This window comes from Mucilaginibacter sp. OK283, from assembly GCF_900110415.1.
Classification (GTDB): domain Bacteria; phylum Bacteroidota; class Bacteroidia; order Sphingobacteriales; family Sphingobacteriaceae; genus Mucilaginibacter.
The window spans coordinates 1-13,025 of record NZ_FODR01000007.1 but is presented as its reverse complement, the minus strand read 5'-3'; the positions used below and the strand labels follow the sequence as shown (position 1 = coordinate 13,025).

At 42.0% G+C, this 13,025-nt stretch carries 5 protein-coding genes and 1 pseudogene; 1 reads left to right on the top strand and 5 read right to left on the bottom strand.

Going from position 1 to position 13,025, the window contains the following annotated elements:
* The first annotated feature begins 128 nt into the window (after positions 1–128).
* Positions 129–203: a YSIRK-type signal peptide-containing protein gene (locus BMX56_RS30690; protein WP_143065467.1), complete on the top strand. Its 75-nt coding sequence runs from the start codon at positions 129–131 to the stop codon at positions 201–203.
* Here BMX56_RS30690 and BMX56_RS16775 read toward each other — a convergent pair.
* The 5 genes and pseudogenes from BMX56_RS16775 to BMX56_RS16755 all read right to left on the bottom strand — a co-directional run.
* Positions 188–2,548: pseudogene (locus BMX56_RS16775) on the bottom strand (ABC transporter permease); the annotation flags it as partial. The gene BMX56_RS30690 and the pseudogene BMX56_RS16775 overlap by 16 nt on opposite strands.
* A 126-nt stretch (positions 2,549–2,674) precedes the next feature.
* Positions 2,675–5,104 (bottom strand): ABC transporter permease, encoded by a 2,430-nt coding sequence (locus tag BMX56_RS16770; protein WP_090650498.1) that lies wholly within the window; start codon positions 5,102–5,104, stop codon positions 2,675–2,677.
* A 178-nt stretch (positions 5,105–5,282) separates the two neighbouring features.
* On the bottom strand, positions 5,283–7,748 hold the full coding sequence (locus tag BMX56_RS16765; RefSeq protein ID WP_090650495.1) for an ABC transporter permease: 2,466 nt from the start codon (positions 7,746–7,748) through the stop codon (positions 5,283–5,285).
* Between the two features lie 88 nt (positions 7,749–7,836).
* A complete protein-coding gene (locus tag BMX56_RS16760; RefSeq protein ID WP_090650492.1) occupies positions 7,837–10,305 on the bottom strand; it encodes an ABC transporter permease in 2,469 nt (822 codons plus the stop codon).
* Between the two features lie 108 nt (positions 10,306–10,413).
* Positions 10,414–12,825, bottom strand: coding sequence for an ABC transporter permease (locus BMX56_RS16755; protein WP_090650487.1), 2,412 nt, complete (start codon positions 12,823–12,825; stop codon positions 10,414–10,416).
* Positions 12,826–13,025 lie beyond the last annotated feature (200 nt).

The window sequence follows — 13,025 nt, the reverse complement described above, 5'->3', positions numbered from 1 at the left end:
TATTCGGTGAAATTTACGAACATGTTCGTAAGTGTAACAGTGGGTGTACGGTAATGATACAGTGTGAAAGGTAAAAGGCGAAAGGTAAAAAGTAAAAGGCCACATTAACCTTAAACAACCTTTCACCTTTGGCCTTTCAACCTCAACACTATTCGTTTCGCAAACTTTCAACCGGGTTGGCCATTGCCGCTTTAAGCGATTGATAACATACTGTTGCAAATGCTATCAGCACAGATAAGGCAGCAGCCAATGCAAATACCCACCATTGAATAGCTATCCGGTAAGCAAAATCCTGCAGGTATTTACTCATGGTTAGCCAGGCTATGGGCGATGCTACTACAACGGCAATAGCAACCAGTTTAATAAAATCGGCAGAGAGTAATGCGGTGATATTGGTTACCGATGCACCAAGCACTTTACGGATGCCTATTTCTTTGGTGCGCTGCATAGTGAGCAGCGATATTAGCCCTAAAAGGCCCAAACAGCTGATAAAAATGGCGATAACGGCACTGGAGGTAATAAGTTTGTTCAGCAAGTCTTCTTTTTGATAAAAATCATTGATCTGTTCATCCAGGAAACGGTATTCAAATACATTTTCTGGGAATACCGATTGAAATACTTTTTGGATTTGTGATAATGCAACAGAACGGTTTTTCAGACCGATCCTTACACCTGCGTACTGATACTGGGTGCGGAAAGTACTGATATACGACGGTTCTATTACTTTGTAAAGCGATTTGGCGTGAAAATCTTTCACAACCCCAACAATGGTACCGGGTTTATCAGTCAGGTCTCCGGCGGTAAATTCGTGGCCAATTATCTTCTGGGGATCTTTGATACCTAATTGTTTAACCAGTTGCTCGTTCACCAGGTACTCTTTGGCCGAATCTGCCTCGGCAATATTTCTGCCCGCTATAATCTGCAAGCCGAATGTTTTGGCATAGCCTGCATCGCCCATCAATGTACGGCCTACAAACTTTTCCCAATCCCTCCCCTCGTACTTTATCGATCCGCCTTTATCGGCTGTTGAGGACGGTGCCCGGTAACAAAAAGAAACAGCGCTAATAGTGGGGTTGGCCAGTAGCTGGTTACGGAAAAAATCAGTCTTACTCTTGTCAAAATCGGGCAACGGAAGCATTACTACACCCGTTTTATTAAAACCAAGGTCGGCGGTCTTTAGGTAGCGCACCTGCATGGTGATAATAATGGTACCGATAATAAGCACCTGCGCAATTACATTTTGAATAACGATAAGGCTTTTGCGGCTAAACCCGGCAGCCTTTGAATACCCGCCAACCTGGTTTTTCAACGCATTTACAGGTTTAAACCTGCTCAATACCAAAGCTGGGTAAAACCCTGCAGCAATGGTAATTATCAGCATGGATAGGGCAATAAAAACAAACAGGATTTTATCGTGCGTAAAATTAAATGTAAGCGTTGTTTGCAGCCAGGAATTTAAAACCGGTAAAAACATCCAAACTGATAAGACAGCTATCAGCCCGGCGGCCAAAACTATTAATGCCGTTTCTGTAATAAACTGGATGAATATGGCAACCGGGGTACTGCCTAAAACTTTACGGGTGCCTATTTCTTTGGCACGTTTAAAGCTTTGGGCGGTTGCCATATTAACAAAATTCACACAAGCTATCACAATAAGCAATAAACCAACAATGCTCAGCGTGCTTAACAACGATTTTTGTATTACGCCACTATACCGGCCATCAAAATGCACCTCATTTATGGGTTGCAAAAAGTATTTGAAGGTTTTTGCCGCTTCCTTATCCATCAGTTTAGGTATGGTAGCCTCAACCTTTTGGGGCGACAAATTTGGCGGTAATTGCAGAAATATAACATTCCGTGAGTCTTCCCAATACCAGCTTTCCTGGAAATCTTTTTGAACATCAGGATAAAGAGTTTTAAGGGCGGTTAACGATAAAAACATATCGCACTTAAAATCGGTATTATCCACATTATTGGCCAATACCCCGGTCACCTTAAAATTGTGCTTGCTATCCAGGCGGATAACCCGGCCAACAGCATCGTCGGTACCAAAATATTTTAGCGCCAATTTTTGGGTGATAACCGCATTATCCGGGTCATTAAATGCAGTTTCGGCACTGCCAGAGAGCCACGTATAGTCAAGCATGTTAAACCAGTGCTTATCGGCAAGGCCAACATTCTCTTTTTCATAAAACAGCTTCTTCTCCGCCCCGTTGCCTTGCGGAACCGAGATGGTGAAAGAACGCTTTTGAACCAAAACGGCCGCGTCTTTTATCTGCGGCAATGCTGTTTTAACAGCGCGGGCCAACACCATTGGCGCGCCTTTTTCATATAGTGTAGTGCCATCCTCAAGATGCAGCTGTTCAACTATTTTATATAACGATTTTTTGTTGTGATGATAAGCATCGAAACTTAGGTGATAGCTTATAAACTGGAACAGAATAATGCTGCACGCTATCCCCATGGATAAGCCGATTACATTAATAAGTGTATAAAATTTGTGCTTCCACAAATTACGCCAGGCTATTTTTAAGTAGCTTTTAATCATCGCTTTAGTTCATTAGTTCATTAGTTCAATGGTTCATTAGTGGTATTGTTCATTAGCTTTGGCATCGTCCTTAACACATCAACGCCAGTCAGGCAAAACCAATGAACCAGTGAACCAATGAACAACCTATTCGCTCTTTAAACTTTTAACCGGGTTGGCTGTGGCAGCTTTTATGGTGTGATAACCAACCGCCATCAGTGCCATAACTATAGCAATTGTTCCCGAGATAAATACCAGGCCAATATCGGGTTTTATTCGGTAAGCATAAGTCTGCAGCCATTTACCAATGCTCAACCAGGCTATCGGCGCGGCTATTACAATTGCTACCAGCACAAGCTTCACAAAATCAATTGATAGCAAAGTGGTGATTGATGTTACCGAGGCGCCCAAAACCTTACGAATGCCAATTTCTTTAATGCGCTGCTCGGCAGTAAACGTTGCCAGGCCAAATAGCCCCATACATGCCATAAATGCAATCAGGAAACTGAATAATGTAAAAAGCTGCTGCAATTTATTATCGGCCTTATATTGCTCCTGCAACAAATCGTTTACCCATCGGTATTCAAATATTTTACCTGGGAAAAATTGCTTCCATAGTTTATCAACGTTGGTTAATACCTGCTTCTGGCTACCAGGCTGCACTCTCATCAGCATACTGCCATAGGTAATTTTATTATCGGCTACAATTAGTGTTGGCGACATCGCAATTTTAAGCGATTCGTTATTGAAATCTTTAATAATACCCACCGGTATCCCGCGCATGTTTAATATAGGCTTGTTTAATTCTTTGATATTGAACGCCTGCGCTGTATAAGCTGTAATTAAAACAGGTTGCGTTTTTTGCGCTTCCTCAAACTTCTCCATACTTTTTTGCATTAATGAATCCGAGTTTAAAGCATCATTTCCAAATTTATTGCTAAACAACCGTCCCTTCTGCAATTGGAGTTTTAAAGTACTGACCAAATCCACATCAGCTTTGATATAAGTGGCCTGAATTTTATTGCCCTTTTGATTAGGATCATCAACCATTGTTGTCATAAAGCCGCCGCCGCCGGATGGGTACCAAGTACTGATACTGGCATTTTCGACGCCGGCAATTTTTAACACCTCTTGTTTAAAGGCATCGCCACTTGTACCCAAATCTGTTTCGTTAATACGCAGCAGGTTATTTTTATCGTACCCTAAATCTTTATTATTGATAAACTTAAGTTGTTTTTGAACAACAATGGTACAAATCAATACTGCTACAGATATAGTGAATTGCACGACAACCAAGGCTTTACGCAATACACCGCTACCCTGTTGGACGCCAGTATTACCCTTTAAAGCCGTTGCCGGTAAGCGCCCCGATAAAAGTAAAGCCGGGTATAACCCGGTTAATAAACTCACCAGTAAAACCACCCCGCATATTGCCGAAAACATGCCGATGTTACGGGATAGTGTCAACGTTAGCTTATATCCTAAATAGTTTTCGACCGGGTTAAGTAATATGCTGTAAACAAATATGCCTATGGCAAAAGAGATAACAAAAAACAAAATCGACTCGAACAAAAATTGGGCAATTAAATCGGACCTGGCAGCGCCAAGTACTTTACGGATCCCTACTTCGGCTATCCGTTTTAACGCGCGTGCGGTGGTTAAATTGATAAAGTTGATGCAGGCAATAATCAATAACAACACGGTGATGCCGCTGAAGATGTATACATTGCTTATTTTACCCTGTACACGCTGATATCCCCCAAAATCAGACTTTAAATAAACATCTGTTATCGGTTGGAATTCATAGCTAACATTCCTGCTGTTTTCCTTTGTAAATTGCGCGTACCATTTATTAACCTTGGCACTAAACGTTTTTACCGAAGCACCCTGTTTTAGCATAACGTATTGCGAAGCAAATGTACCAGAACCATCTTTATTAAGCTGGTTATAGTCGGCATCATGGTCTTTTAAAACCAGCATATCTGCACGTAAATGGGTATTTGAAGGAATATCTTTTATAATACCGGTAATAATATATGTTTTCCCTTTGCCAAAATCAGGAATATCCGTTATCGTTTTCCCTATAGGATTTACGTTAGCAAAATACTGCTTCCTTATTTTTTCGGTGATTACAAGGTTGGGATACCCGGGAACAAACTTCTTAGGGTTACCAAGCACTACAGAAAAATCCAGCATATCCCAAACACCCGGTTCGGCTGTCAGTGCAACAATGTTAACCCCGTCTCTGTTATCGCCCAGTTTATACCGGTCCTCGCCGTTTACCATTCTGCAATAACCCTTTACCTCCGGAAAATTGGCTTTCAGGCTTGGCCCCAATCCGGTAAAGCTTCGGGGAGATCTGTCCACTAAGTTTTTATCGCTGTTATCTACCGTTATTACCCGGTAAATATTATCCGCGTTTTTCCATTGCCTATCATAGGATAGGTCATCTATCACCACCGTAGCAACCAGCAGGCATGCCGCCATACCAATAGTAAGCCCGGCTATATTTATCAGGGAATAAACCCTGTTGCGCTGCAAATTACGGAAGGCTATCTTGATATAATTCTTTATCATATGTCAGTTCATTTGTTCACTGGTTCATTAGTTCATTGGTTGTATTGTTCATTAGCTTTGCTGATTCGATTCATTAGTTCATTGGAACGCGGGTATAGCAGATAAATCGCTATTAGTTGCAACCTGTATAACCACACAAGACCAATGAACTAATGAACCAGTGAACCAATGAACGAAGCTATTCGCTACGCAAACTATTCACAGGGTTAGCAACCGCAGCCTTTACCGTTTGGAAGCTTAGTGTAAACAGCGCAGCCAGTAACATGCCTGCGCCGCTTGCCACAAATATCCACCAGCTGATGCTGGTACGGTCGGCAAAACTTTCCATCCACTTGTTCATGGCGTACCAGGCCAATGGTGTAACGAGTACGAATGCAAGTAAAATAAGTAATATCAATTCGGTTGATAGCAGGGTAACAATCTGTGCTACCGATGCGCCAAGTACTTTACGCACGCCAATTTCTTTGGTGCGTAAATTGGTGGTGTACATAGCCAGGCCTAACAAACCTAAACAACTGATAAATATAGATAGGCCTGTTGCCCAGGTAAGCAAGGTAGACGTATGTTGCTCTGATTCGTAAAATTTTTCGATGTTTTTATCATAAAAACTATAATCAAAGTCATCATCGGGGTATAGTTCCTTCCAGGTTTTTTCCATGCTGCCAAGGGCCTTCTTCCAATCGTCGCCCCCGGCTGATTGTGGTTTTAAAGCGATATGGAAAGTACGGTTTTGATATTTACGGTATGGTATAAGTATGGCAAGCGGCTTAATGGCATCATGTAATGATTTTTGATAAAAATCGGCAACCACACCTACTATCTCCATTTTTTTATCATCGTTATAATCAAGCATTTTACCTATCGCATCTGATGGCTTTTTAAAACCGAGCGTCCGGGCATAAGTATTGTTAATTATCAAAGCCTTTGTTGAATCGGCTTGCGTGATATTGCGGCCGGCCAGTAGTTTAATATTATAAACCTTCAGGTAGTTTTCATCCCCGAATTTTTGCTGAACATCTGTTTTAACCTCCTTTTTACCGTCTTTGTAAGTGGCCTCGGTGCTGTTGGTATTGCCCGAAGATGGCGGATTACTACCAACAGCCATTATTTCAATTTGCGGGATGGCGGCAACCCTGTTTTTAAAAACCTGCTTTGTTCCTTCATTTGAATTTTTATACGGGATGGTTATATTGATAATAGCATCTTTTTTAAAACCCAGATCCTTATGTAGGGCGTAATAAATTTGTTTGCTCACCAATAGCGTAGCCATGATAAAAAACTGCGCTATAATAAACTGAACTGTAGTTAACGATTTACGCAAAAAAGCGTTACGTGTTTTACTTGTGCCCGAGTGCGCCTGGTTTTTAAACACATCAACCGGCTTATAGCCCGATAACACCAGCGCGGGGTAAAAGCCGGATAATATACTTACCACTACAACTAATGCAAGCATAAACAGCAGGATATTGCCATGATGCAGGTAATCAACCGTGATACCTTTGGGGGTAAAATCGGCAAACAGCTTAAGTATGGATGGCGCTGCCAGTAATGCTATAATTACTGCAAAAATGGTTATCAGGAAGGTTTCGCTCAAAAATTGGGTTATCAGTTGGCGGCGGGTGCTTCCCATTGTTTTACGGATGCCTATTTCTTTGGCGCGTTGCGAAGCCTGGGCTGTTGTAAGGTTTACAAAGTTGATGCAACCTAATAGTAACAAAAATGCAGCTATAACCAGTAAGCCATATAAGGTTGTCTTGCTTGCTGTGTGGCCACCATCAAAATTATTGTAATCTTTGTTAAAGTGCAGATCGCTTAACGGCTGCAAATGAAAAACCTGGGTATTGCCGGCATCTTCCTTTTTAGGCGGATGATGCTTTTTTAGCAATACATTCAGCTGCTTTTCAACATTAGCTGCCGATGCATTATCTGCAAGTTTAAGGAACAATACGGATGCAGATGTGGTACTCCCCCATTCTGTTAACTGAAGATTATCTTTGAGGGCCGGATTGTTAAGGCCAGTACTATAGGATATAAAATCATGAAAATTAAAGTCGGTGTTTTCTTTAGGAGTTTGTATAATACCGGTAACAGTAGTTTTAATGGTATCATAAGTTACCGTTTTGCCCAGCATCTGGCCGTAAGAAAGCTTGGGGAAATATATCTTAGCCTGATCTGACGTTAGCACCACCTGGTAAGGCTCGTTCAGCGCCGTTTTAGCCGATCCTGCAAGCCAGGTATAATCAAATAGTGTAAAATATCTGCCATCGGCCAGTACAATATTTTCATGGTCTTTAAACCTTGTGGGTACATTGGTGTTATTGGCAATAAATACATTCATGCCGCCATTGGTAAAAAACGGCACCACGTCTTTTACGCCCGTTACTTCGGCTTTTACAGCCCCCGCCAATGGGCCGGTAACGCCACCGTTATACCCCACATTGCCCGAAAACGAATACTCGGTAACCACGCGGTAAATCTTATCGCTGTCCCTATGGTTTTTATCAAACGTAAAATCATAATTTACAATAACGTAAATTACCAAAGCGGCACTAATGCCGATAGACAACCCTACAATGTTTATCATTGTAAACAACTTGTGCCGTCCGAAATTACGGAACGCAATCTTGAAGTAATTTTTTATCATTTTATTGGTTCATTAGTTCACTTGTCCATTGGTTCATTGGTGCCGCTTGTATATCCATCAGCCTTGCTAACTGCCCACTGCCAACTGCCTACTCACTTCTAAGGCTCCTGGTCGGGTTAGCCATCGCGGCTTTTATGGTCTGGAAGCTTGATATTATCAGGGCGGTTAACAGCATCCCGCCACCGCTTAGTACAAAAATCCACCAGCTGATGCTGGTACGGTCGGCAAAGCTTTGCATCCATTTGTTCATGGCGTACCAGGCTAATGGCGTAACCAGCGCAAATGCCAGCAGGATAACTAATATTAACTCGGTTGATAGCAGCGCAACTATCTGCGATACTGTGGCGCCAAGAACTTTACGTACCCCTATCTCTTTAGTACGCTGGTTGGTGTTATAAATAGCCAGCCCTAATAAACCCAGGCAGCTGATGAATATAGATAGCCCAGTTGCCCATGTTAACAAAGTTGATGTATGCTGCTCGGCATCGTAGAACCTGGCAATATTTTCATCAAAAAAGTGGTATTCAAAATCATCTTCGGGATAAATTTCCTTCCAGGATACTTCCATCGCGGCAATCGCTTTTTTCCAGTCATCACCGCCGGCCGATTGTGGCTTTAGTGCGATGTGGAAGGTGCCGTTATTGTAGTGGTTAAGCTCGGTTAAAATACATATCGGACTAATTGGCGCATGTAATGATTCGGCATGGAAATCATGTACTACACCGATGATCTGCATTTTTACATCTCCGTTAAAATTGTCGATGTATTTGCCAACCGCATCGGCTGGGTTTTTAAAGCCAATGGCGTGGGCGTAGGTTTCATTTATTAAAAATGCTTTTGAGGTATCACCCGGTAGTAAATTGCGCCCGGCTATTAATTTAATGTGGTATACTTTAATGTAGTTTTCGTCGCCGAATTTTTCAGCCAGCTCCATTTTAATTTCCTTTTTGCCATCGCGGAAAGTAGCCTCGGTTGAGTTACCATTATCAGACGACGGCGCATCTTTGCCCAGGCTTACCAATTGCACCTGTGGCAGGGCGATAATCTTATTTAAAAATACCTGGTTACGGCTTTCTGTGCGATTTTTCCATGGGGAATTGATAATCAAAATAGCATCCTTCTTCAACCCCAGGTCTTTATGCAGCGCGTAATATATTTGCTTGCTAACCAATACGGTAGCCATAATAAAAAATTGGGCTATTACAAATTGCGTTACCGTGAGCGATTTACGCAACCAGGCATTCCGTGTTTTACTGCTGTTTGACGATGCCTGGTTTTTAAGTACCAAAACCGGTTTATAGCCCGATAGTAAAACCGCGGGATAAAAACCGGATAACAAACTCACTACGAATGTAAGCGCCACCAGAAACACAATAAGATTGGGCTCACTTAAAAGATCTAACGTAATCCCTTGAGGAATAAAATCTTTAAACAAGTTGAGGATCACCGGCGCAATCAAAACCGAGATAACGACTGCGATCAGGGTAATAAAAAAGGTCTCGGTCAAAAACTGAATGATAAGTTGAAGCCTGCTGCTGCCCATTGTTTTGCGAATGCCAATTTCTTTGGCGCGTTGGGCAGCCTGCGCTGTTGTTAAATTAACAAAATTGATGCAGCCCAGCAATAATAAAAACATGGCAATGGCAAGCAAGCCGTACAATGTTGTTTTGCTTGCTGTGCGGCCGCCATAAAAAGTACCGTAAAGCGCATTAAAATGAACATCGCTTAGTGGTTGTAAAGCAAAGCTGCGCGTATTGCCTTTATTGGATGGCGTTGGCGGGTTATGTTTTTTCAGGATTTCATTCAGCTGCCTGGTTATTTGCGCAACTGTAGCCTGGGGAGATAATTTAATAAAAAGCTGTGATGCTGGTGTTGTACCACCCCAATGTTTCGGCCTTAATTCGTCTTGTAAAGCTTTGTTATTAGTTGCTGTTGAGTAAGATATAAAAGCCTGCGATTTAAAATCAGTATTGCCTTTTATCGGCTCTATGATACCGGTAACGACAGTATTTAAGGTATCATAGGTAATAATCCTGCCCATCATTTGGTTGTATGACAGTTTTGGGAAATATTTTTCGGCCTGATCAGTGGTTAGCACTACCTGGTTGGGGCCATTGAAAGCGGTTTTAGCTTTGCCCGCACGCCAGGTATAGTTAAAAAGCTCAAAATAGCGCTCATCGGCCAATACCACATGATCCTGCAGTTTAAATTTAACAGGCACCCCGGAGTTACCCGGCACAAATACATTTGGTTGATACAATGCAAAGAACGGGGCTGCCACCTCAACACCGCTAACCTGCGTACGCACGGCCTCGGGCAAAGGGCCGCAAACACCACGATTATAGGCCGGTTCGCCGGCATAAGTATAATTGGAAACTACCCTGTATACACGGTCGCTATCATGAACCGACTTATCAAAAGTAAAATCAAAATGCACTATCAAATAAATAACCAGCGCCGAACTGATCCCGATAGACAAGCCGATTACATTGATAAACGTAAAAAACTTGTGCCGCCAAAAGTTGCGCAGGGCTATCTTAAAATAGTTTTTAATCATTCTTTTTGTTCATTAGTTCACCGGTTCATTAGTTCATTGGTACTTATCGCTTTATAACTTTGTAGCGAACACCTCGCTGCTTACTGCAAACTCACAACGGCCCACTCACTATTCACTCCGAAGACTTTTCACCGGGTTTGCCGATGCTGCTTTGATGGATTGAAAGCTGATAGTTAAAAAAGCGATGACAACGGCTATTACACCTGCCATTACAAACACCCACCATTGGATGCTGATGCGGAAGGCAAAATCAAGCAGCCACTTGCTCATGGAGTACCATGCTATGGGTAATGCAATTACCGATGCAATAAGTACCAGTTTTAAAAAGTCTTTAGATAGTTCGGTTACTATTTGAGGGATGCTGGCGCCCAAAACTTTGCGCACGCCTATCTCTTTAACCCGCTGTGTAATGGTGAATGCCGACAAACCAAACAAACCCAAACAAGCTATAAATATGGCAATGAACGAGAATATAGTAAACAAGCTCCCTTGCTGTTGCTCACTGTTGTATAACTTTTGAAATTTATCATCCAGGAAAACATATTCAAACGGGGTCTCGGGCTGATATTTTTTCCAGGACTGCTCCAGGGTATTAATGGCCTCCTGAACGTGGTCACCATCAATTTTAACAGATAACCGGCGATAACTGTTGTTGGCGAATGACGGCATCCGCATCAGTAACGGAATGATATTTTGATGCAGTGATTCAAAATGAAAATCATTAACTACACCTATTATCTTCCCTTTTACGCCACCATAACTAATTTCTTTACCAACGGCGCTCTCGGGGGTTTGCCAGCCCAACACTTTTGCGGCCGAAACATTGATTACATAGTTGTTAGTGTCGGTTCCAAAATCTTTCGAAAAATTACGGCCTGCAGCCATTTTCATGCCGTACGTTGGTATAAAACCGTAATCGGTATTGATGTATTTTACATCTGCGTTTATCATTTTTGACGATCCGTTCTGCATCACCGAAATCCCCTGGTCGTCCAATAATCTGCCCGATGGGATCCGCGACGAACGGGATACATCTTTCACAATACCTTCTTTGGTAACCTCATTTTTAAAAACCTCAAATTGACCGGGGTTAAAAGGATTGGCTGCGGTTAGGATATGATCTTTATTAAAACCCAGCGCCTTTTGCTGCATGTACCTCAATTGCTGAAAAACAATAGTAGTGGCAACAATTAAGATGATAGATATGGAGAACTGAATAACCACCAATACCTTCCTGAACGAAATACTGCCCGATCCTACTTTAACCAGGCCCTTTAACACTTTTACGGGTTTAAATGACGACATAAAAATAGCCGGATAAATGCCGCTGATAATACCAATTACAAAAGGCATTGCAACAACGGCTGTAACTATTTGAGGTTGAAACAACAAGTTAAAAGATAATGACAATCCCGAAAAAGTATTTACCAGCGGGATTACCGCGTAGGTAATGCCAAGCGCCAGTATCAACGAAAATGCGGTTATCAATACCGATTCGCTTAAAAACTGGATAATGATTTCCTTTTGCTGTGCGCCAATAACCTTGCGGATACCTATTTCCCTTGCCCTTAAGGCCGAACGGGCGGTTGACAAATTCATGTAATTGATGCAGGCAATAAGCAGGATAAACAACGCAATGGCCGAAAATATCCATACCCTTTTGATATCGCCATTTTGGTCAAGTTCATCATCAAGATGAGAATGCAGGTGGATACTCAGGAATTTTTGAAACGACAGTTTACTGTTCTTTGATTCGCGTGTACCGACGTACTTATCTAAAAAAGCAGGGAACTGCGCAGCCACTTTATCTACGTTATATCCTTTGGGGAACAACAGGTAGGTAAAAAAGGAATTATTGCCCCAGTTGGTTTGCAAACTTTTTCGGCCATAAACCGCTGTGTCGTTCAGGGTATTAAATGAGAGCAGCATTTTAGCATGAAACTGCGAATTGGCCGGCAGCGGTTCAAAAATTCCGGTTACCTTAAAATTAAACTGGTTGCCCAACCGTACCACCTTGTTTATCGGGTCGTCGTTGCCAAAATATTTATGCGCCATTTCTTCGGTCATCATCATCGTAAACGGGTCTGACAATGCCGACTTTGGATCTCCCTGGGTTGTTTTAATATTAAAAAAATCGAACAAATTCTCATCAGCGAAGTAGCCTTCATTCTCGGTAAGCAATTTGTCTTTATACCTGATCACTAAACTGCCGCCTGCCGGGTATATGCGGGTGAATCTTTTGATATCCGAAAACTCATTTTTGAGCAAGGGCCCAAACGGCGGTGCAACCGCCCCTAAATGAAGCGTTTCTACCCCATCAGGCGTATTAAAGCTGCGGGTAACACGATAAATATCGTCGGCATTGGCATTAAACTTATCATAGCTCGTCTCGTTGATTACGTAAACCACAATCAGCAAACAGCAGCTTAACCCAACGGTTAAACCAAATATATTGATGAACGATATAAATTTGTGCCTGGTAATGTTCCGTAAAGCACTGCGTAAATAATTCTTTATCATAACGGTGTAGTTAAATTCTAAACTCTAAAAAACCAATCGTAAACTCTAAATCCTAAACTCTAATTCGCAACCTTAAACTATAATTCCTAAATTGACAGGCAATTTCTCACAACTCACAACTCACAACTCACAACTCACAACTCACAACTCACAACTCACAACTCACAACTCACAACTCACAACTCACAACTCACAACTCA

Bases quoted from the DNA above. Each gene is read 5' to 3' on its own strand.
- BMX56_RS16770 (WP_090650498.1), bottom strand. From the start codon at position 5,104: ATGATAAAGAATTATATCAAGATAGCCTTCCGTAATTTGCAGCGCAAC.
- BMX56_RS16755 (WP_090650487.1), bottom strand. From the start codon at position 12,825: ATGATAAAGAATTATTTACGCAGTGCTTTACGGAACATTACCAGGCAC.
- BMX56_RS16765 (WP_090650495.1), bottom strand. From the start codon at position 7,748: ATGATAAAAAATTACTTCAAGATTGCGTTCCGTAATTTCGGACGGCAC.
- BMX56_RS16760 (WP_090650492.1), bottom strand. From the start codon at position 10,305: ATGATTAAAAACTATTTTAAGATAGCCCTGCGCAACTTTTGGCGGCAC.